The 17,779-nt window shown below is 71.3% G+C and carries 17 protein-coding genes; 7 read left to right on the top strand and 10 right to left on the bottom strand.

All coding sequences use genetic code 11. From position 1 onward, the window contains the following. The first annotated feature begins 26 nt into the window (after positions 1–26). Positions 27–659 carry a dihydroxyacetone kinase subunit DhaL gene (gene dhaL / locus I004_RS0114365; RefSeq protein ID WP_486579991.1) on the top strand — a complete coding sequence of 211 codons (633 nt, stop codon included), beginning with the start codon at positions 27–29 and terminating at the stop codon, positions 657–659. Next, positions 652–1,122 carry a PTS sugar transporter subunit IIA domain-containing protein gene (locus I004_RS0114360; RefSeq protein WP_078511179.1) on the top strand — a complete coding sequence of 157 codons (471 nt, stop codon included), beginning with the start codon at positions 652–654 and terminating at the stop codon, positions 1,120–1,122. The genes dhaL and I004_RS0114360 overlap by 8 nt, the downstream gene beginning before the upstream one ends. A gap of 22 nt (positions 1,123–1,144) precedes the next feature. On the opposite strand, the gene I004_RS33945 is transcribed toward I004_RS0114360, so the two are convergent. The 4 genes from I004_RS33945 to I004_RS0114340 all read right to left on the bottom strand — a co-directional run bounded on the left by I004_RS33945 (position 1,145) and on the right by I004_RS0114340 (position 4,954). Then, entirely contained in the window at positions 1,145–1,726 is a 582-nt protein-coding gene (locus tag I004_RS33945; protein ID WP_486579998.1) for a DUF309 domain-containing protein, read from the bottom strand. A 166-nt stretch (positions 1,727–1,892) separates the two neighbouring features. Beyond that, positions 1,893–3,131: an FAD-dependent oxidoreductase gene (locus tag I004_RS0114350; protein WP_028436070.1), complete on the bottom strand. Its 1,239-nt coding sequence runs from the start codon at positions 3,129–3,131 to the stop codon at positions 1,893–1,895. A gap of 100 nt (positions 3,132–3,231) precedes the next feature. Then, a complete protein-coding gene (gene tal, locus I004_RS0114345) occupies positions 3,232–4,356 on the bottom strand; it encodes a transaldolase (protein WP_028436069.1) in 1,125 nt (374 codons plus the stop codon). 115 nt (positions 4,357–4,471) lie between these two features. Then, positions 4,472–4,954, bottom strand: a complete 483-nt coding sequence (locus tag I004_RS0114340) for an NUDIX hydrolase (RefSeq protein WP_028436068.1) — start codon at positions 4,952–4,954, stop codon at positions 4,472–4,474. A gap of 189 nt (positions 4,955–5,143) precedes the next feature. Here I004_RS0114340 and I004_RS33940 point away from each other — a divergent pair, with 189 nt between their 5' ends. Then, entirely contained in the window at positions 5,144–6,232 is a 1,089-nt protein-coding gene (locus I004_RS33940; RefSeq protein WP_078511175.1) for an O-antigen ligase family protein, read from the top strand. Positions 6,233–6,242: 10 nt separating this feature from the next. On the opposite strand, the gene I004_RS0114330 is transcribed toward I004_RS33940, so the two are convergent. Both I004_RS0114330 and I004_RS0114325 read right to left on the bottom strand, forming a co-directional pair. Beyond that, on the bottom strand, positions 6,243–6,761 hold the full coding sequence (locus I004_RS0114330; RefSeq protein ID WP_028436067.1) for a hypothetical protein: 519 nt from the start codon (positions 6,759–6,761) through the stop codon (positions 6,243–6,245). 36 nt (positions 6,762–6,797) lie between these two features. After that, the gene (locus I004_RS0114325) at positions 6,798–7,583 is read right to left on the bottom strand and encodes an aspartate/glutamate racemase family protein (RefSeq protein WP_028436066.1); all 786 of its coding nucleotides are present in this window, start codon (positions 7,581–7,583) and stop codon (positions 6,798–6,800) included. A 107-nt stretch (positions 7,584–7,690) separates the two neighbouring features. Here I004_RS0114325 and I004_RS0114320 point away from each other — a divergent pair, with 107 nt between their 5' ends. Continuing rightward, positions 7,691–8,824 (top strand): glycosyltransferase, encoded by a 1,134-nt coding sequence (locus I004_RS0114320; RefSeq protein ID WP_028436065.1) that lies wholly within the window; start codon positions 7,691–7,693, stop codon positions 8,822–8,824. 28 nt (positions 8,825–8,852) lie between these two features. Here the strand turns inward: I004_RS0114320 and I004_RS0114315 are convergent, their stop codons facing one another. After that, positions 8,853–10,130 carry a TerD domain-containing protein gene (locus I004_RS0114315; RefSeq protein ID WP_028436064.1) on the bottom strand — a complete coding sequence of 426 codons (1,278 nt, stop codon included), beginning with the start codon at positions 10,128–10,130 and terminating at the stop codon, positions 8,853–8,855. Positions 10,131–10,339: 209 nt separating this feature from the next. Between I004_RS0114315 and I004_RS0114310 the strand changes: the two genes are divergently transcribed. Both I004_RS0114310 and I004_RS0114305 read left to right on the top strand, forming a co-directional pair. Continuing rightward, positions 10,340–10,876: a DUF6643 family protein gene (locus tag I004_RS0114310; protein WP_028436063.1), complete on the top strand. Its 537-nt coding sequence runs from the start codon at positions 10,340–10,342 to the stop codon at positions 10,874–10,876. Positions 10,877–10,923: 47 nt separating this feature from the next. Further along, positions 10,924–11,778 (top strand): MOSC N-terminal beta barrel domain-containing protein, encoded by an 855-nt coding sequence (locus I004_RS0114305; RefSeq protein ID WP_028436062.1) that lies wholly within the window; start codon positions 10,924–10,926, stop codon positions 11,776–11,778. Between the two features lie 112 nt (positions 11,779–11,890). Here the strand turns inward: I004_RS0114305 and I004_RS0114300 are convergent, their stop codons facing one another. The 3 genes from I004_RS0114300 to I004_RS33935 form a co-directional block, all read right to left on the bottom strand. Further along, complete coding sequence (locus I004_RS0114300) at positions 11,891–12,289, bottom strand: DUF779 domain-containing protein (RefSeq protein WP_037976134.1); 399 nt, start codon at positions 12,287–12,289, stop codon at positions 11,891–11,893. After that, complete coding sequence (exaC, locus tag I004_RS0114295; protein ID WP_028436060.1) at positions 12,289–13,812, bottom strand: acetaldehyde dehydrogenase ExaC; 1,524 nt, start codon at positions 13,810–13,812, stop codon at positions 12,289–12,291. The genes I004_RS0114300 and exaC overlap by 1 nt, the downstream gene beginning before the upstream one ends. 65 nt (positions 13,813–13,877) lie before the next feature. Then, on the bottom strand, positions 13,878–15,230 hold the full coding sequence (locus tag I004_RS33935; protein ID WP_106965339.1) for a GAF domain-containing protein: 1,353 nt from the start codon (positions 15,228–15,230) through the stop codon (positions 13,878–13,880). A 126-nt stretch (positions 15,231–15,356) separates the two neighbouring features. Between I004_RS33935 and I004_RS0114285 the strand changes: the two genes are divergently transcribed. Beyond that, positions 15,357–17,750 carry a phosphoketolase family protein gene (locus I004_RS0114285; protein ID WP_028436059.1) on the top strand — a complete coding sequence of 798 codons (2,394 nt, stop codon included), beginning with the start codon at positions 15,357–15,359 and terminating at the stop codon, positions 17,748–17,750. Positions 17,751–17,779 lie beyond the last annotated feature (29 nt).

The following is a 17,779-nucleotide window of genomic DNA, read 5'->3' as shown; positions in this document are numbered from 1 at the left end:
CCCTCGGTCCTGAAGAGGGAGTTGTCTTGACCGACCTGACCGATGAGCTGGACGCCGGTACCGTCTTCCGCTGGCTCACCACCGCAGCCGCCTCCGTGGAGCGTGAAGCGGACCTGCTCACCGAACTCGACTCGGCCATCGGCGACGCGGACCACGGCAGCAACCTGCAGCGCGGATTCGCCGCTGTGGTGACTGCTCTGGGGAAGGAGTCGCCCTCGGCGCCCGGGGCCGTACTGATCCTCGCCGGACGGCAGTTGGTCTCCAGCGTCGGCGGTGCGTCCGGCCCGCTGTACGGGACACTTCTGCGCCGTACGGGCAAGGCCCTCGGCGACGCGGACCGGGTGACGGGCAGCCAGCTGGCCGAGGCCATGCGCATCGGCGTCGACGCCGTGGCACAGCTGGGCGGTGCCGCCCTGGGAGACAAGACGATGCTGGACGCGCTCTACCCCGGCGTGGAGGCCCTGGCCGCGGGCGGGCCCCACCCCTACGGCGCGGCCCGCACCGCCGCCGACGAGGGCGCGCTGGCGACCGTGCCGATGCGGGCGCGCAAGGGGCGGGCGAGCTATCTCGGCGAGAGAAGCATCGGGCACAAGGACCCCGGCGCGACCTCCTCCGCGCTGCTCTTCACGGCTCTGGCCGGGGCGGTCGCCGATGAGTGAGCAGCAAGACGCTTCCCTCGCCGGCAGGGAGGCCACGGCCCGGTCCTCGGCGGGGAAGCAGCGGCCGAAGGTCGGGATCGTCCTGGTCTCGCACAGCAAGGAGGTCGCCGACTCCGTCGCGCGCCTCGCCGTCGGGCTCGCAGCCGGAAGGGACAGCGCGCCTGTGGAGGGCGCGGGCGGCGGGCCGGACGGTGGCCTGGGCACCAGCGCGGAACTCATCAGCGCCGCCGCACACAAGGTCGACACGGGGGCCGGCGTGGCCATCCTGGTCGACCTCGGCAGCGCGGTGCTGACGGTGAAGGTATTGCTGGCCGAAGGAGACGAACTGCCGGAGAACGCCCAGCTGGTGGACGCTCCGCTCGTCGAGGGAGCGATCGCCGCCGTGGTCGCCTCCGCGGGCGGTGCGGATCTGGCGGAGGTCGCGGCGGCCGCCGAGGAGGCGTACCACTTCCGGAAGGTGTGAACGCGCTGCGCCGCGGGCCGGTTCAGCCCTGCCCGCGGAGCCTCGGAGCCGTCGGCTTGCCCGTCGGCGGCCCGTCCGTGTTCTGACGGCTCGCCTGGTCCGCGCCGTCTGCGGTGGTGCGCGCCCAGTCCGCGAGTCCCGCGACGTCGATGCCGTGAGGGGGACTGCCCCGGTACGGCTCGACGCCCTCGCCTCCGCGCAGCAGCAGCCGTGCGCCGCCCTTGGTGTTTCCGCGGGCGAGGTGGGTGATCCCGACGGCGAGTTGCGCCAGGCCCTTCCACAGCGGCGCTTCCGCCTCGGGCGCGCTCTTCCAGGCGTCCTCCAGCACCTCGTGTGCGTGGAAGGGCATGCCGTCGTCGAGCAGCCGCTGCGCCTCGTCGAGCGTCCGGTCCGGGGTGCGCACCACGCCCTCGGGCTGTCGGGGGACGCCCTGCTCCCCGTAGGGAAGCGGCCGTCCCAGTCCGTCGCGCGGCCGTGCGTTGCGGGCCTTGCCCTCGGGGTCGCGATCGCGCCGGCGCGAACCGGTGCCGCCGTCCGGCGCAGCGGCTGCCTGCGGGTCGTGGCCGCAATTCTCGCAGTCAGGCCGGGAGGGGTCCTCCCGCACCCGGCCGCACTCCTCGCACACCTGGTTCAGGAAGCACGCCGGCTCCCCGCCCTGCTGCTCGTGGCTCTCCTGCACGTGACGCTCTTCTCCCTCGCTGCGCATGTCCGTCGTCGCTCATCCGCCCCACCGCCGCGCAGCGCCTCCGCGCGGTCCGCGGGCTCCGTCGTCACCCTTCCGCGAAGACCTCGGTCAGGGGAACGCCCACATCTGCGAGTCTCGATGCTTCGACGGGCAGACGGGAAGTCACGAGCGTGCGGATCGGGTCGGTGACGTCCCAGACGTTGACGTTCATCCCGGCCAGTACCCGGCGCTGGTCGAGCCAGAACGCGATGAACTCGCGGTCGGCGGTGCTTCCCCTGACGACGACCTGGTCGTAGGTGCCCGCTCCCGCATGGCCCGTGTACTCCATGCCGAGGTCGTACTGGTCGGTGAAGAAGTACGGAAGCCTGTCGTAGCTCGCGTCCTCCCCGAGCATCGACCGGGCAGCCGTGGCGGGCTGGTTGAGTGCGTTGGCCCAGTGCTCGACGCGGATGTGCCTGCCGAGCAGGGGGTGGAGGGCGCTTGCGACGTCGCCGGCGGCCCAGATGTCCGGATGCGAGGTGCGCAGGGCGGCATCGACGCGGATGCCGTCCTCGACCTCCAGTCCGGCGTCGACGGCGAGCCCGGTGTTGGGTGTGATGCCGACGCCGACGATCACGGCGTCTGCCTCGATGCGCTCGCCGCCGTGCAGAAGCACGCCGCTGACGTGGCCGTTCTCGCCGGTGATCTCCGTGACGTGTGTGCCGCAGCGCAGATCGACGCCGTGCTCCGTGTGGAGGTCGGCGAAGACCTGGGCGGTCTCGCGTCCCAGGACGGCGAGCAGCGGCAGTTCCGCCGCCTCGAGAAGCGTGACCTGAACGCCTGCCGTGCGGGCGGCTGCCGTGGTCTCGAGCCCGATCCAGCCGCCGCCGATGACGACGACCCTGGAGGCGGTGCGGAAGGTCTCCTTCAGGCGGTCGCTGTCGGCGAGGCGCCGCAGGTAGTGCACGCCGTCGAGGTTCTCGCCCCCCACGGGCAGCCTGCGCGGGGAGGAGCCGGTGGCCAGCAGCAACTTCGCATACGGGAGGGAGCTGCCATCCGCGAGAGTCACCGCGTGGCCACCGGGGTCGACCGCCGCCACGGGGACGCCGAGGCGCAACTCGACGCCGTTCTCCTCGTACCAACGTTGTGGGTGGACGAAGACGTCCTCACGCGGCGATGTGCCCTGGAGGTACTCCTTCGACAGTGCCGGACGTTCGTACGGTTGCTCGTCCTCGTCGCCGACGAGGACGAGGGGCCCGCCGAACCCCCCTTCGCGCAGGGCCTCTGCGGCCTTCGCTCCGGCCAGTCCCGCTCCGGCGATCACGAACGGTGGGTTCGCGGCCATGTTCTGCTCCTCGGGTGGCGATCGGTCGGCGCCCCGTCAGCGCCTCGCGGCGGGCGTCTCTTTCCGGGCCCTGGCGGCTGTGCCGCACCGTGACGAGCCCTCAGGCTGACCGGCTCCTGGAGGCGGCGGTACGCAGCTCCTCGTCCAGGGTGCCGAACAGGTCGCGCCATGAGTCCGAGAATTTCTGTATGCCCTCTTCTTCGAGAGTCGTCACGACATCGTGGTAGGAGACACCTGCCACGTCGAGGTCGTCGAGGATCTGCTGGGACTCCGCGTACGAGCCGTGGATGGTGTCGCCCCTGATCTCTCCGTGCTCCTCGACCGCGCGCAGAGTCGCCTCCGGCATGGTGCTCACGATGTCGGGCGCCACGAGCTCCACGACGTAGCGGGTGTCGTCGAAGGCCGGATCCTTGACACCGGTGGAGGCCCACAGCGGACGCTGCGGTTTCATTCCGGCTGCCTCGAGTGCCCGCCAGCGCTCGCTCGCTCGGGCCTGCTCGAACTGCCCGTAGGCGAGCCGGGCGTTGGCGATCGCTGCTCGGCCGCGCAGGGCCCGCGCCTGTGAACTGCCTATCTTGTCCAGGCGGTTGTCGGTCTCGGTGTCCACGCGGCTGACGAAGAAGGACGCCACCGACGCGATGGAGGAAAGGTCGTGCCCGGCGGCCTGCGCCCCTTCCATTCCGGCGAGGAAGGCGGAGACGACCTCGGCGTAACGGTCGAGGGAGAAGATCAGGGTCACGTTGACGCTGATGCCCTCTCCCAGGGCCGCGCTGATCGCTCCGAGGCCCTCACGGGTGGCGGGGATCTTCACGAAGAGATTGGGCCGGTCCACCTGCCACCACAGGTCCCGCGCCTCGGCCAGGGACGCCATGGTGTCCCGGGCCAGCTGCGGAGCCACCTCGATCGACACGCGTCCGTCCACGCCATGGGTCATCTCGTAAACGTCGCGCAGGGCATCGCACGCCCAGCGCACGTCGTAGGCGGTCACCAGCCGGGCGGCCTCGGCGACACCGACGCCCCGCCGGGCGAGATCCGTGATCTGCGCGTCGTAGTGCAGCCCTGAACCGATCGCCTTGTCGAAGATCGTCGGATTGCTGGTGATTCCCACGACGCCCTGCTCGCTCACCAGCCGGGACAGCCCGCCGCTCGCGAGCCGCTCGCGGCTCAGGTCGTCCAGCCAGGGAGCCACCCCTTCGTCCGCGAGCCGTTCCAGGGTGCCGGTCATGCTCGTCTCCTCGGATCGTCTCCCCCGAGCGGCCCTCTACTCCAACGTAACGCCACGCCTCCGCGCGCCCGTGACCTCCGCCTTCGCTCGCGGCCGGGAAGGCGGTCCGGCCGGCTCAGTCGCGGCCGATCCCCTCGAACCAGGTGGGACCGTCCCCGGTGGCCTGTTTGATGCGGGTCACGACGGACTCCCCCATGGGCGGCAGCGCGTCCAGCCCGAACCAGCCCACCTCCAGCGACTCCTCGTCGTTGACCCGGGCCTCTCCCCCGGTGACGCGGCAGCGGAAGCAGATGTCCATGTACTGGCAGATGTCGCCGTTGGGGTAGGTGATCGGCTCCTCCAACGCCTGTACGAGGACCACCCGTTCGGCCACGCACCGGACGGCAGTCTCCTCCTCGACCTCGCGCTGAGCCGCCGCCGCGGGCTGCTCGCCCGGCTCGGGGATGCCGCCGATGATCGACCAGTGCCCTGTGTCGGCCCGCCTGCCCAGCAGCACACGGCCGTCCTCGTCGAACACGACGGCACTCACACCTGGCAGGTAGAGAAGCTGATGACCTGCGGCGGCGCGGATCGTGCGGATGAATTCGGGTGTCGCCATGATCCCGAGCCTACGCGGTTCGGGACACGTCCCTCGGCCGCCCACCGTTCACCGGAGGCACATCACTCGCGTACGAGATATCCACAATCCGCCTGTCACGCATTACCGTTGAGTCGCGAAGTCGCAGCCCGCGCCGCCGGCCGACCGGCCGGGGGTACGGGATGCGCCGGTTTCGGGGGGTCGCAGGGGATGACGTCACCGGTGCTCGGTCCGTCAGCGGTGCGTGAACGGGAGAACGGTACCGCCGACGTCACAGGGGTGCTCGTGCTGGGGGCCTGTGCCGCGTGGGCGCTGGTCACGGCCGCAGGGCGTGACGCCCGGCCGGAGGGGCTGCTGCTCGCCGTGCTCGCGGTGGGCGGCGGATACGCCACGGGACGCATCCTGGGTTCACTACTGCCCGCCGGTGCGGCGGCGGGAGCGGGAGCCGCGGGGGTCTTTCTCGCGTTCTTCGGCCCGACGTCCTCGCATGTGATGCCGGGCGGCATCGACTTCGCGGGCCCGGCGGGGCGTTCGGGCGTGACGGCCGCGCTCCTCACGCTCGCCGTCGGCGCGTTCTGCTGCGCCGCATGGGCGGCACCGGTGGGTGCCGTGCGCAGCGGCCTGCGGCTGGTGGCGGCCGGGACAGTGGTGTGCGCCCTGCTCGTGGGCACTCCGGTCGGCTTCGCGGCCGCCCTGGGCGTACTGCTGTGCTCCCTCGTCGCGGGACGGATACGCCGGCGGCCGGTGTTCCTGGCGGCTCTCGCACTGGCCGCCGCGGCCGTCTCGGGCGTCACCTTCGTCGTGGCGCAGGAGGAACAGCCGCGCGGGACACCGGCCGCTCTGCACGAGCAACTGACGGCCCACCGGGTCGAGTTGTGGCGGGACGCCCTCGCCATCACGCAGGACAACCCGCTCTTCGGCACCGGTCCCGACACGTTCCGGGATCTGAGCATCACGGCGGGAGGCACGGGTACCGGCACCGCGCCGGCTGCGTACACGGCACAGGGCACCCAACCCGAGGAGGCAGCGGCACCTTCCGACGGCAAGCCGCACTCCGCTCCGCTGCAGGTTGCCGCCGAGCAGGGCCTGCCGGGGCTGGCGCTGCTCGCCTGCGCCTTCGGGTGGCTGCTGTTCGCGCTGTGCGCCTCGTCCAGACCCACACCTGTCGTGCTGACGGCGGGCGCGGCGCTCTCGGCGCTCGCCGCCCTGGCGGCGATAGGCAACGCACTGAGCTTCACTCAGGTGACGGCGGGCGCGGGACTCCTCGCAGGCATCGCCTGCGCGAGGCGGCTCAGCTGAGCCGGGCGCCCTACGAGAGGTGACCGTGGATCGCCCGCACCGCCGACTCCGCGTCGTCCACGGTGAAGGTGAAGGTCTGCCCGTCCTGAAGCCGCAGCCGCACGCCTTCCCCGCGCCGCACGACGACCGCCGTGCCCTTGCCGGGTAGCCATCTGTAGCCCCAGCCGCCCCACTGACGTGGCGTGACACCGGGGACGACCTCTGCGGCGAGGACGTCGGAGAGCGGGATGCGGCGCCGCGGCACCCCTGCGTGCCCGCAGCGCAGTTCGAGCGCTTCGCTGTCGACCGTGACGCGCACATGGACGAACGCGAGAGTGCCGAAGAGACCCAGCAGCCCGGCGGCGAGGCAGCCCACGACGGACATGGCCAGGGGTGCGCTGTTCAGCTCCCACGAGGCACGCGCACCCAGCACCAGACCGAGACCCGCGCATGCGGCGCCGATTGGCGCCAGCAGCCATTGCACGCGGTTGGCCGCGCCGCCGGTCCAGACCCCGGCAGGCCCCGGTGAGACTTGCGGGTGCTCGCTCATGGGACGCAGATTACGTCCGGCCGGCCGCGGCCCGGATCAAGGCGTGACGGGGGCGCCGACGAGAAGCCGGCCCTCGGCGTAGGTGTTCGCGACCTCGGGCAGCGGGGACGTACGCCCCGCGAGGAGCACGGTCAGCCCGCCGGTCGGGGCGGCGCCCGGGTCCGGGCCGGCGCCGATCCTGCGCAGGGCCTGGGCGGCCACCGCTTCGGCGGAGCCGAAGAGCACCGGCGGTGTGCCGTCCGCCTCCGAGACGGCGGCGCGGATGCGTGCGCCGACGAGTTCGTAGTGCGTGCACCCGAGGACGACGGCACGCACACCGCGAGGCGTGAGCGCGGCGGCCGCACCGATGGCCACGTCGACGGCGTGTTCCTGCGCCGTCTCCACCGCGTCCGCGAGGCCGTGACAGGGGACCTCCGTGAACTGGGCGTCCTTGCCGAAGTCGGCGATGAGGCGGCGTTGATAGGGGCTTCCCGTGGTCGCCGGAGTGGCCCAGACGGCGACGGGGCCGCCACTCTGTGCGGCCGGTTTCACGGCGGGCACCGTCCCGATGACGGGGAGGTACGGCTCCATCTCCTCGCGGAGCGCCGCCAGGGCGTGTACGGAGGCGGTGTTGCAGGCGACGATCAGGGCGTCCGGTTCGTGGGCGCCGGCGGCCTTCGCGCAGGCCAGGGCGTGTGCGGTGATGTCGTCGGCGCTGCGCGGACCCCACGGCATGCTGTCGGGGTCGCTGGAGAGGACGAGATCCGCGTCGGGACGTGCTCTGCGTACTGCCGCCGCCGCCGCGAGAAGGCCGATACCCGAGTCCACCAACGCGATCTTCACGGCACGCCACTGTAGTCGATGAGCCAAGCGGGCCAAGCGGCCCCATCCGGCCTACCACGGCCCCGGCGTACCACCCGCGCCGCCCGCGGTGCGGCAGACTGCGGCGGATGAGCGCTCTGACCTGGATCGCCTCGGGATCGCTTGCCGCCTGGCTGTGGCTGCTGCTGGGGCAGGCCCGCTTCTGGCGTACCGACATCCGGCTGCCGCCGCGGCCGGAGCCGGAGGAGTGGCCGGCGGTGGCGATCGTCGTGCCGGCGCGGGACGAGGCGGAGGTCCTGCCGCTGAGCCTTCCCGGTCTGCTGGTCCAGGACTATCCGGGGCGCGCAGAGATCTTCCTCGTCGACGACGCCTCCTCGGACGGTACCGGCGAACTGGCGCGGCGCCTCGCGCGCGAACAGGCGCCGCAGGGCCTGCCGTTGACCGTCACCTCCCCCGGTGAGCCCGAACCCGGCTGGACGGGCAAGCTGTGGGCGCTGCGGCACGGCATGGCACTCGCGCGGGAACGGGCCGGAGCCGAATTCCTTCTGCTCACGGACGCGGACATCGCTCACGCGCCCGGCTCGCTGCGGGACCTGGTCAGCGCGGCAACCGGCGCCCGTCTCGACCTGCTCTCCCAGATGGCGCGGCTGCGGGCCGACAGCGCGTGGGAGCGGCTCATCGTCCCCGCCTTCGTCTACTTCTTCGCGCAGCTCTATCCCTTCGGCCGGGTCAACCGGCCCACGTCCCGTACCGCCGCCGCGGCCGGCGGCTGCGTGTTGCTGCGCTCCGAAGCGGCCGTGCGCGCACACATCCCGGAGAGCATCCGGCACGCCGTCATCGACGACGTGACGCTCGCACGAGCCGTCAAACGGAGCGGTGGGCGGATCTGGCTGGGGCTGGCGGACGGCGTGCAGAGCGTGCGTCCCTACGAGCGGCTGCCGCAGCTGTGGCGGATGGTGGCGCGCAGCGCGTACGCACAGCTCGGGAACAACCCGCTGGTGCTCCTGGGCACGGTGGCAGGGCTGACTTTGGTGTATCTCGTGCCGCCGCTGACCGCGCTGGCGGGCTCGCCTGTAGGCGCGGCGGCCTGGGCGGTGATGGCACTGACGTACATCCCGATGCTGCGCTACTACCAGCAGCCGCCGTGGCGGGCGCTCGCGCTGCCCGTGACAGCTGCCCTGTATCTGCTGATGACGCTCGATTCGGCGCTGCGTCACCATCGCGGGCGCGGTGCCGCCTGGAAGGGCCGCACCTACGCCTGAAGGCGAATGCCGTGAGGCGGACGGCAGTTCACTTGCGGCCCGGAGTCCACTGCATGCCCCAGCCGTAGGCCACGTCGACGGTGCGCTGCGGGCTGCTGCCGCGCTCGGTGACCAGGTATCGGGCCTCGCGGTGCACGACGAGGTCGCCGCTTTCGTTGCTGATGAGCGCGAGCGCGCAGACGTTGGACGGGACGGTGCACTCGTCGAGCGAGAACTCCACGGGGGCGCCGTGCTGCGGCTGGAGGGTGACGGTGCCGTGGACGCCGTCGAAGCTGCGTGCCCCGGAGTAGATCGTGACGAAGACGAGGATCCGCCGCAGGTCCGCCGCGTGGTCGAGATTGACGGTGAGGTTCTCCCCGGAGGCGACCGAGCCGGTGCGGTCGTCGCCGTCGAGGTGTATATACGGGGGCTGGTGCAGCGAACCGAAGGCGTTGCCGAGTGCCTGGACGGCGCCCTTGCGGCCGTCGGCGAGTTCGAAGAGGGCGCACAGGTCCAGGTCGAGATCGGAGTATCCGGCCACGGCCTTCCCGAGCTTCCGGCCCCAGCCCGAGAACTGCTTCTGCACCTGCCAGTTGAGGTTGATCCGCAGGGCTCCCCCGGTGCCGCCCTGCTTGGTGAGGGAGACCGAGGGGGCCTGCTTGGTCAGCGTGACCTTGGTCAGCCGCACGGGTTCGGGCGCGGCCGGTGCGGGAGTCGCGGGCCGATCCTGCTGCGGGTCAGCAGAAGCGGCCGGTGGGGCTGCGGGCGCTGTCTCGCGCACCGGTGCGCCTGTGTCCGTCCCCTCGTCAACACTGATCCCGAAGTCCGTTGCCAGACCGGCCAGTCCGCTGCCGTACCCCTGGCCGACGGCACGGAACTTCCAGCCGCCCTGCCTGCGGTAGAGCTCACCGAGGACGAACGCCGTCTCGACCGTGGCATCGGTGCTGTCGAAGCGGGCGATCTCCGTCCCGCCGGCCGCGTCCACGATCCGTACGTACAGCCCGGGGACCTGCCCGAAGGTGCCTCCTTCGGCGGAGGCAGCGACGACGATCCTGTCGATGCCGGGCTCGGCGCTGGCCAGGTCCGCGCTCAATACGTCCACGACAGCGGCGCCTTCGGACCGCTTGCCCTCGTGGGTCACGGCGCCGGAGGCGTGACGGGGCTGGTTGTAGAAGACGAAGTCGTCGTCGGAGCGGACCTTGCCGGAGGCCGTCAGCAGCAAGGCGGAGGCGTCCACGTCCACGGGGCCGGCTCCGGAGTCCCGCCCGAGCTCGATACGTACCGACGCTGCCGCGACCGGGACGTTGGTGCCCTTCCGCATCGTCATGCCTCTCCACTCCCCCTCGTCCGCCGGTGCAGGTGCTCCGCCCACCGCATGCCTGCGGGTGACGCTTCCCGTTACAACATCTCGACACGTCTTGGTGACCGATTTTCCCCGTTTTCACTCGGATTGATGACGGGGAGTCATCGCAAGCACGAGAAACCGCTCCTTGACCGGGGTCCCCAACGGCCACATTTTGGGCTTACCTTATGGGCATGACCTCCCCCCGCTACTCCCCTGGCGGCTACTACGCTGGCCCTTCGTACCCCGATACGCCGATCTACGACATGCTCGTGAACGAGCGTGGCACTCCGCAGATCGCGCCCATCCGGGTCCCGTCGGCGTACGACGCTCTGCCTTCCCTCGCCGCGCTTCCCCCCGCGCTTCCGGCGCTGCCCGCCGGTCCGAGCCACCAGCAGCAGTACACGCCTCAGCAGGGGTACCCGGGGATGGGCAACCAGCCCCCGCAGCCCGGCATGGCCCAGCCGGCGCCCCTGCAGCAGGCTCCGCTTCAGCAGGCGCCCGCACCCTACATTCCGCAGCAGGCACCGCCGCAGCGTGGATACCAGGACCCGCGGCAGCAGCCTCAGCAGTACCAACAGCCGCAGCCGCCGCAGCAGATGCGGCCGGTCGCGCCGCCGCGGCCTGCCGCTCCCCGTCCCGCCGCACCGCGTCCCGCGGCGCCCCGGCAGATGCCGAACGCCTACGAGGACCCGTACGGAGGCCAACAGTACCCGGGCCGCGGTTACTGACCGGATCCGGCACCTTCGGGTGACGGCGCGGGTGGCAGGATGGCGGCATGGCGTCCCCGAGACTGGCATCGCTCCACCTCTACCCGGTGAAAGCACTGGCGGGGGTCACGCGTGAAGAGCTGAGGGTCGAGCCCTGGGGGCCGTCCGCAGACAGGCGCTGGATGCTGGCGTCTCCGGACGGAAGCCAGGTCACGCAGCGGGAGCAGCCGCGCCTTGCCTTCGTCCGGGCCGTACCGGTCCTCGCGGGCGCTTCCGGGGGAGGTCCGGGAGAAGCGGCGCTCGACGTGACGGCTCCGGGGAGGGAGCCGATCGGGATCGGCGTGCCGCCGGCGGACCGGGACACGGTCCCCGTCCGGCTGTTCGGGACGAAGCTCGACGTGGTGCCCGCCGACGCGGAGGCGAGCGACTGGTTCTCCGCGTATCTCGGTACGCAGGTCTTGCTGGTGCACCTGGACGCCCCCGGACGGCGACGCCCCATCGACCCGCAATTCGCCCCGGACGGGCAGACGGTCTCGCTGGCCGACGGCTTCCCGCTCCTGCTCACGGCGGACTCCTCGCTGAACGCGCTCAACTCGCTGATCGCACAGGGCGATCACGCCAACGAGGGTCCCCTGCCGATGAACCGCTTCAGGCCGAACCTCGTCGTCGCGGGAAGTGCTCCGTGGGCCGAGGACGAATGGCGGCGGCTGCGCATCGGCGAGGTCGTCTTCCGTGTGGCCAAGCCGTGCGGGCGCTGCGTGGTGACCACCACCGACCAGACGTCGGGCGTACGCGGAAGGGAACCGCTGCGCACCCTCGCCCGCCACCGTCGCTTCGGGGACCAGTTGGTCTTCGGCCAGAATCTGATCCCCGAGCGCACGGGCAGGGTGCGCAGCGGCGACTCGGTCGAGGTGCTCGCCTAGGCGGTGCCTGTTCGGCACCTGGGAGGTGCCAGAGCGAGCGCCCCTCCACCGCTGTTCCGGCGGCCCGGTTCCCCAGGGGGAGGAGCCGAACCGCCGGGAATCCGGCGGCAGTTCAGCCGCTCTCGTCCATCAGCCGCGAGCGGATCAGGAAACGCACACCTTCCGGCGCCTCGAGCGAGAATCCGCTGCCGCGTCCCGGAACCACGTCCACCGTCAGGTGGGTGTGGCTCCAGTACGCGAACTGGCTCGATGACATCCAGAACGGCACCGGTTCGTCGACGCCCTCCACCGCCAGCCGCCCGAGCAGCACGTCCGAATCTCCCGTGCGCAGCTCGCCGAGCTGGTAGCACATCGGAGAGCTGCCGTCGCAGCAGCCGCCGGACTGGTGGAACATCAACGGCCCGTGCTGGTCCGTCAGCTGCCGGATCATCCGGGCGGCCTCCTCGGTGAGGCCGACCCGTTCCGGTGCCGGTGCCGCCGCCCGGTCCTGTGCCTGCTCCGCCGACGACATCAGAAGAGACCGAGCTTCTTCGGCGAGTAGCTCACCAGCAGGTTCTTGGTCTGCTGGTAGTGGTCGAGCATCATCCGGTGGTTCTCCCTGCCGATGCCGGACTGCTTGTAACCGCCGAACGCGGCGTGCGCCGGGTAGGCGTGGTAGCAGTTCGTCCACACACGCCCGGCCTGGATGGTGCGTCCCGCGCGGTAGGCGGTGCTGCCGTCGCGGGTCCACACTCCGGCGCCGAGCCCGTAGAGGGTGTCGTTGGCCGTCGTCATGGCGTCCTCGAAGTCGGAGAAGCCGGTGACGGCGACGACCGGACCGAAGATCTCCTCCTGGAAGACGCGCATGCTGTTCTTGCCCTCGAGGATGGTGGGCCGCACGTAGTAGCCGCCCTCCAGCTCCCCGCCCAGTTCGGCGCGGCTGCCGCCGGTCAGCGCCTTAGCGCCTTCCTGCTTGCCGATGTCGAGGTAGGAGAGGATCTTCTCCAGCTGGTCGTTGGAGGCCTGGGCGCCCACCATGGTCTCGGTGTCCAGCGGGTGTCCCTGGACGATCTTCTCCGTACGGGCGATGCCCGCGTCGAGGAAGTCCCGGTAGTGGCCGTGCTGAATGAGCGCACGCGAGGGACACGTGCACACCTCGCCCTGGTTGAGGGCGAACATCGTGAAGCCTTCCATCGCCTTGTCGAAGAAGTCGTCGTCGGCCACGGAGACGTCGTCGAAGAAGATGTTGGGGCTCTTGCCGCCGAGTTCGAGGGTGACCGGCTTGAGGTTCTCGGAGGCGTACTGCATGATCAGCCGGCCCGTGGTGGTCTCGCCGGTGAAGGCGACCTTGGCCACGCGGGGGCTGCTGGCCAGAGGCTTGCCGGCTTCCGCTCCGAAGCCGTTGACGATGTTCACGACGCCCGGAGGCAGCAGGTCGGCGACCAGGCTCATCCAGAAGTGGACGGAGGCCGGGGTCTGTTCGGCGGGCTTGAGCACGACCGCGTTGCCGGCCGCCAGCGCGGGAGCCAGCTTCCACACGGCCATCAGGATCGGGAAGTTCCACGGAATGATCTGGGCGACCACGCCGAGGGGTTCGTGGAAGTGGTAGGCGACGGTGTCCTCGTCGATCTCGGACAGCGACCCCTCCTGTGCACGGATGGCACCGGCGAAGTAGCGGAAGTGGTCGATGGCGAGGGGGATGTCGGCGGCCAGTGCCTCACGCACGGGCTTGCCGTTCTCCCAGCTCTCGGCGACGGCCAGTTCCTCGAGGTGGTCCTCCATGCGCTGCGCGATCCTGTTGAGCACCGCAGCGCGTTCGGCGGGCGGCGTGCGGCCCCAGGCCGGTGCGGCCTCGTGCGCCGCATCGATGGCCCGCTCCACGTCGTCGGCGGTGCCCCGGGCGATCTCGGTGAAGGGTGCTCCCGTGACCGGTGTGGGGTTCTCGAAGTAGCCGCCCTGTTTGGGGGCGACGTATGTGCCCCCGATCCAGTGGTCGTAGCGGGACTTGTAGTTCATGACGGCCCCGTCGGACCCGGGCGCGGCGTAGCGGCTCATCACTGCCTCCCCTTGGTGCAGGCGGCCCGCCTCATCCCTCGGCGGGCCCGGTGTTGCGGGAGAGACTAGGGACGGGAACGTTGCCGATACGTTGCGTGCGCTCCCCTATCCTCTGCGTACGGACGGCGCGCGGAGGGCATCCGCGGGCTCTCCAGGCCGTAGGTGCGCCGCAGTTCGCGTACGCGGCGGACCAGGGCGGAGGTGCGGGCCTCGCCGCCCTGGCGTCCGGCCAGCAGTGCCTCCCACATCTCCAGATCGTCCTCACCCCAGGGCGTACGCACCCACTCCTCCAGCAGGCTGGGGTCGCGGGAGGAGAGCAGGGCCCGGCGCAGCCGGTCCTCCAGCCGCCTGCGCAGCCGTACGACACCGGGGGCCTCGGAGAGCGGCAGCAGCGGGCCGCGGTAGGCGGCGATCGCGGCGGGCAGGTCGCCCTCGGCCACTGCCTCGCCGACGGCGTCGTGGTCGGTGTGCGGTGCGGTGCGCAGCCGGTAGGGACGTGAGTCGAGCAGCGGCCCCAGCAGCCCGCGCAGACGGGAGAGTTCGGCGCGCAACGTGACCGGCGTGACGGTCCGTTCTCCGTAGAGTTCGAGGGCGAGGCGTTCACCGGTGAGGCCTTCGGGGTGCGCGGCGAGGAGCACCATGATCTCGCTGTGCCGCCTGCCCAGGCGCACGGGTGTGCCGCGTCCGGCGTCGAGCAGGGCCTCGTCGCAGCCGAGTGCGTTCAGCACGGGTGCGCCGTCGGCGGACGTGCCGCTCGCGGCCGCCAGTTCGGCCAGGTATGCCTCGGCGGCGCGTGCCGTCGCCTGGACGAGCGCGAGGCTCTGGGGCGAGGCGAGATGGTCGCCGCCGGTGATGTCGATCGCTCCGATCAGGCGGTGGGTGCGCGGATCGTGCACGGGGGCGGCGGCGCACGTCCACGCCTGCACCGGCCGGCAGTAGTGCTCGGCGGTGAAGATCTGCACGGCGTGGTCGACGGCCAGCGCCGTGCCCGGGGCGTTGGTGCCGATGTAGCGCTCGGACCAGCGGGCGCCCGGAACGAAGTTCATCCGCTCGGCGTGGCGCTGGACTTGGGAGTGTCCCTCGACCCACAGCATGCGCCCGTTCTCGTCGCACACGGACAGCAGGTGGGCGCCGTCGTCGGCGACCGTGCCGAGGAGCTCGCGGAAGAGGGGCATGACGCGGTCCAGGGGGTGCGCGGAGCGGTACGCGGCGAGGTCGTCGTCCGCGAGGTCGATCCGGGCCACGCTCTCGGGCTCCACGGACGCACCGGCGCAGCGCTGCCAGGACTCGGCCACCACGTTCCGCACCTGCGCGCCGATCGCGCCCTGGGTCACGAACTCCTCGTGCGCGCGGCGTACCTGACCGGTCCGCTCGGCCGCGTCTGCCCCTGCCTCCAGCGCCAGCCATGGATTAAGCACACCGTCATCGTGCCGCGCGTCACAGCACCAGGCAACGCTGTGGACCCGGACAATCCGACACGGTTCGGGATACTCCCCGGCCCGCAGCCACGTGTGTCAGGTGGCCCACCCTGGTACCCATCCGGAATGCACACGTCTCCCCCGCTCTCCGACGCAGAGACCGCCCAGCTGGACGCCCACTGGCGAGCCATGAACTATCTCTCCGCCTGCCAGCTGTATCTGCGGGACAATCCGCTGCTCCGTGAGCCGCTGCGCGCGGAGCACATCAAGCCCAGGCTGCTGGGGCACTGGGGTTCGGCGCCCGGGCTGGGGCTCGTGTACACCCACCTCAACCGGGCCATCCGGACCCACGGGCTGGAGGCCATGGGCATCTGGGGCCCGGGGCACGGCGCTCCGGCGGTGCTGGCAGGAGCGTGGCTGGAGGGGACGTTCGGCGAACTCGAACCCGCACGGCGGCGTGACGCCGAAGGCATGCAGGGCCTCTTCCGCGACTTCTCCCAGCCGGGCGGACTGCCCAGTCATACGGCACCCGACGTACCCGGTTCGATCCAGGAGGGCGGCGAACTCGGCTACGCGCTGGCCCACGCCTACGGCGCGGCGTTCGACAACCCCGATCTGCTGGTGTGCGCCGTCGTGGGGGACGGTGAGGCCGAGACGGGACCGCTGGCCGCGGCCTGGCACTCCAACAAGTTCCTCGACCCGGTGCACGACGGTGCCGTTCTGCCGGTGCTCCACCTCAACGGATACAAGATCGCGAATCCGACGGTCCTGGCCCGGCTGCCGGAGGACGAGCTGGACGCCCTCGTGCGCGGCTACGGGTACGACCCGCTGCACGTCACCGCGCACCCGGACACACCGCCGGCCGAGACCCACCGTGCGCTGGCAGGGGCCTTCGACGTGGCGCTGGAGCGCATCGGGCGGTACCAGCGCGAGGCCCGGGCACGTGCGGGCGACGCGGTGCACCGGCCGCGCTGGCCGATGCTGGTGCTGCGTACTCCGAAAGGCTGGACGGGCCCTGCCGAGGTCGATGGCGTACCCGTCGAGGGCACCTGGCGCTCGCATCAGATCCCGCTGACGGGTGTGCGTGAAGACCCGGCGCGTCTGCGGCAGTTGGAGAACTGGCTGCGCTCGTACGGGCCTCAGGAACTCTTCGACGAGGAGGGCAGGCCCGGCGAGCAGGTCCTGGCCTGTGTGCCGGAGGGAGAGCGCAGGCTCGGCGCCGTCCCGCACGCGAACGGCGGGCGACTGGTGCGTGAGCTGCCGCTTCCCGCGCTCGAACCGCACGCCGTGGACGTCGAGCGGCACGGGCACACCTCGCACGAACCCACGCGCGTGCTGGGCGGAGCGCTGACGGAGTTGTTCTCGGACACTCAGGAGCGGCGCGACTTCCGCCTGTTCGGTCCTGACGAGACGGCCTCGAACCACCTCGACGGCGTCTTCGATGTCACCTCGCGCGGCTGGCAGGCGCAGATGCTCAAGACCGACGAACACCTCGGTCCGCAGGGGCGGGTGCTGGAGGTGCTCTCGGAGCACATGTGCCAGGGCTGGCTGGAGGGTTACCTGCTCACGGGCAGGCACGGGCTCTTCGGCACGTACGAGGCGTTCGCGCACATCGTCGCAAGCATGGCGGGGCAGCACGTCAAGTGGCTTCAGAGCTCGCGTGAGGTTCCGTGGCGCAGGCCGCTCGCCTCGCTCAACTACCTGCTCACGTCACACGCTTGGCGGCAGGACCACAACGGCTTCTCCCATCAGGACCCCGGTTTCATCGACCACATCATGAACAAGAGCCCCCAGGTGGTGCGGGTCTATCTGCCGCCGGACGCCAACACGCTGCTGTGCGTGGCAGATCATGTGCTGCGCACGCGCGACACCGTCAACGTCGTCGTGGCCGGCAAGCAGCAGTGCTTCGACTGGCTGTCCCTTGAGGAGGCCCGCGGCCACTGCGAGCGCGGCCTCGGCGTGTGGGAGTGGGCGGGCACCGAGGCGCCTGACGGGGAGCCGGATGTGGTGCTGGCCTGCGCCGGCGACGTCCCCACGCAGGAGACGCTGGCGGCGGCGTCGCTGCTGCGCGAGCATCTGCCGCAGCTTGCGGTACGAGTGGTCAACGTGGTCGACATCGCGCGGCTGTTGCCGCGCACGGAGCATCCGCACGGTCTGCCCGACGCCGAGTTCGACGCCGTCTTCACCCGCGACAAGCCGGTGATCTTCGCGTACCACGGCTATCCGTGGCTGGTGCACCGTCTCGCGTACCGGCGGGCCGTGCACGACTCGCTCCACGTGCGCGGCTACAAGGAATCGGGCGCCACCACAACGCCCTTCGACATGGTGATGCGCAACGACATGGACCGCTACCGGCTCGTGATGGACGTCATCGACCGCACACCGGGTCTGCCCGTGCGGGCGACGGGCGTGCGTCAGGCGATGCAGGACGTGCGGAACCGGCACCACTCCTGGATCCGCGAGCACGGAACGGACCTGCCGGAGGTCGCGGAGTGGAGCTGGTCCGCGGCCTCCGGCTGAGGTCCCTCCTCCCCGCCCGGCCTGTGTGT

It is taken from the genome of Streptomyces sp. TAA486, assembly GCF_000426165.1.
Note: the sequence above shows the minus strand (reverse complement) of the source record. Positions and strands in the feature narration are given on the sequence as shown.

Excerpts from the sequence above, each read along its gene's own strand:
- I004_RS0114360 (WP_078511179.1), top strand. The coding sequence starts at position 652 with ATGAGTGAGCAGCAAGACGCTTCCCTCGCCGGCAGGGAGGCCACGGCC.
- I004_RS0114350 (WP_028436070.1), bottom strand. The coding sequence starts at position 3,131 with ATGGCCGCGAACCCACCGTTCGTGATCGCCGGAGCGGGACTGGCCGGA.
- tal (WP_028436069.1), bottom strand. The coding sequence starts at position 4,356 with ATGACCGGCACCCTGGAACGGCTCGCGGACGAAGGGGTGGCTCCCTGG.
- I004_RS0114340 (WP_028436068.1), bottom strand. The coding sequence starts at position 4,954 with ATGGCGACACCCGAATTCATCCGCACGATCCGCGCCGCCGCAGGTCAT.
- I004_RS33940 (WP_078511175.1), top strand. The coding sequence starts at position 5,144 with ATGACGTCACCGGTGCTCGGTCCGTCAGCGGTGCGTGAACGGGAGAAC.
- I004_RS0114330 (WP_028436067.1), bottom strand. The coding sequence starts at position 6,761 with ATGAGCGAGCACCCGCAAGTCTCACCGGGGCCTGCCGGGGTCTGGACC.
- I004_RS0114320 (WP_028436065.1), top strand. The coding sequence starts at position 7,691 with ATGAGCGCTCTGACCTGGATCGCCTCGGGATCGCTTGCCGCCTGGCTG.
- I004_RS0114315 (WP_028436064.1), bottom strand. The coding sequence starts at position 10,130 with ATGACGATGCGGAAGGGCACCAACGTCCCGGTCGCGGCAGCGTCGGTA.
- I004_RS0114310 (WP_028436063.1), top strand. The coding sequence starts at position 10,340 with ATGACCTCCCCCCGCTACTCCCCTGGCGGCTACTACGCTGGCCCTTCG.
- I004_RS0114305 (WP_028436062.1), top strand. The coding sequence starts at position 10,924 with ATGGCGTCCCCGAGACTGGCATCGCTCCACCTCTACCCGGTGAAAGCA.
- I004_RS0114300 (WP_037976134.1), bottom strand. The coding sequence starts at position 12,289 with ATGTCGTCGGCGGAGCAGGCACAGGACCGGGCGGCGGCACCGGCACCG.
- exaC (WP_028436060.1), bottom strand. The coding sequence starts at position 13,812 with ATGAGCCGCTACGCCGCGCCCGGGTCCGACGGGGCCGTCATGAACTAC.
- I004_RS0114285 (WP_028436059.1), top strand. The coding sequence starts at position 15,357 with ATGCACACGTCTCCCCCGCTCTCCGACGCAGAGACCGCCCAGCTGGAC.